The 1,855-nt window shown below is 68.7% G+C and carries 3 protein-coding genes; 1 reads left to right on the top strand and 2 read right to left on the bottom strand.

The window, feature by feature from the left end; genetic code table 11:
- On the top strand, positions 1 to 216 hold a 216-nt coding region (locus C5O18_RS10520; RefSeq protein WP_158249321.1), incomplete at its 5' end, for a hypothetical protein.
- Here the strand turns inward: C5O18_RS10520 and hemW are convergent.
- Entirely contained in the window at positions 182 to 1,411 is a 1,230-nt protein-coding gene (gene hemW / locus C5O18_RS08995; protein ID WP_105193267.1) for a radical SAM family heme chaperone HemW, read from the bottom strand. The genes C5O18_RS10520 and hemW overlap by 35 nt on opposite strands.
- A partial coding sequence (locus tag C5O18_RS08990) for a type II toxin-antitoxin system VapC family toxin (RefSeq protein ID WP_206389828.1) occupies positions 1,408 to 1,855 on the bottom strand: 448 nt, incomplete at its 5' end. The genes C5O18_RS08990 and hemW, both read right to left, overlap by 4 nt.

Below are 1,855 nucleotides of genomic sequence, written 5' to 3'. Positions count from 1 at the left end.
AACGGCCTGCAACCCGCCGATCCGCTGGAGATCGATGCCCTGTTCCACGCCATGGAGCACCTGGCCATCCGCTATTTCTCGCTGCCTGCCGAAGAGCAGAACGCAGAACAGCGGCAGCGCTTCATCGACAACAGCATGACCCTGGCCGGAGCCTACATCATGCTGCTGGACCAGCAGCGCCCTACTCGGGCAGGAACGCCTCGATCACCCGATTGAGGTAGCGCTGCCCGAGTGCCGTGGCCTGCCAGCGGGCATCATCGGCAACCAGCAGGCCCTGCCCGGCCAGCGCCCGCCGCGCAGGCTGCAGGCCGCGGTCATCACGCCCGGTCAGCTGCTGCCAGCTCGCTGCCGGCACGCCCTCGGTCAGGCGCAGCACATTGAGCATGAACTCGAACGCCAGCTCGTCTTCGGCCACCGCCTCCGCCTGCGCGCGGAAGGCATCATCACGGCCGGCCCGGACGGCATCGGCCGCCGCCAGGTAGTCCGTCGGCGTGCGGGTCTTGCTGGTGCGCAGGATGTGCAGGCCGGCGGCATCCGGCCCGGCCGGCATGGTCAGCTTGCCGTGGGCACCGGCACCGATGCCGATGTAGTCGCCGAAGCGCCAGTAATTCAGGTTGTGCCGGCAGCGCCGGCCCGGGCGGGCGTAGGCCGAAACCTCGTACTGGCCATAGCCGGCCTCGGCCAGGAGCGCCTGGCCGGCATCCTGGATGTCGGCCAGCACGTCATCGTCAGGCAGCACCGGACGCTGGCGGTAGAACACCGTATTCGGTTCCAGCGTGAGCTGGTACCAGGACAGGTGCGCGGGCGCGAGCGCGATGGCCTGGCGCAGGTCATCCAACGCCTGCGCCACGGTCTGGCCGGGCAGACCGTGCATGAGGTCGAGGTTGAAGTTGTCGAAACCGGCAGCACGCGCCGATTCCGCCGCCCGCAACGCCTCGCCGCCGCTGTGGATGCGCCCCAGCGCCTCGAGCTGCCCGCCCTGGAAGGTCTGCACGCCGATCGACAGCCGGTTGATGCCGGCCTCGCGGTAGCCGCTGAACAGGCCCTGCTCCACCGTGCCGGGATTGGCCTCCAGGGTGATCTCGGCATCGGCCGCGAAACGCAGGCGCCGACGCAGGCCGGCGAACAGGGCCGCATAGCCGGCCGGCGAGATCAGCGATGGCGTGCCGCCGCCGATGAACACCGACACCACTTCGCGCTCGTGCAGTGCCGACGCCGGAAAGCCGGCCAGATCACGGTCGAGATCGAGCAGCAGCGCGGCGATGTATTCCGCCTCGGGCAGGATGCCGTCGGCGCTGCCCTGGCGGCCGGTCGCGGCATGGGAGTTGAAGTCGCAGTACGGACATTTGCGCACGCACCAGGGCATGTGCACATACAGCGAGAGCGGCGGCAGGCCGGCATGTCCGGTCATGACACGTCTGGCGCCCGGACGCCGAAGGGGTTCAACAGCCTGACACCCGTGTCCGCGAAGTCAGCAACATTGCGCGTGACCACAGTCATGTCATGGATGAGCGCGATGGCGGCGATCTGCTTGTCGATGGCGTGCACGGCATGTGGCGACATGAGCCCGCCCCAGACCTGGGCGCAATCGGCATCGAAGCCCAGGACCCGGTCAGCGTAACCGGACAGGATGCCGAGCAGCCATTCCTCCAGGCGGCGGGCCTGATCGGCATCCCCCCGGCGCCGGATATTCTCCAGCCCGCGGCGTATTTCCCCCAGTGTCTGCGCGGACAGGTAGAGCGCACCCGGATCCGCATCGCGGAAGAAGGCGCGCACGCCGGGGTCGGCGCGTGCTCCCTTGCGCGCCTCGCTGATGACATTGGTGTCCACCAGATACATGTCAGGTGTTGCCGTC

Origin of the sequence: Amnimonas aquatica (genome assembly GCF_002943415.1) — a bacterium.
GTDB lineage: Bacteria > Pseudomonadota > Gammaproteobacteria > Pseudomonadales > Moraxellaceae > Perlucidibaca > Perlucidibaca aquatica_A.
This window is presented reverse-complemented; position numbering and strand designations above follow the sequence as displayed.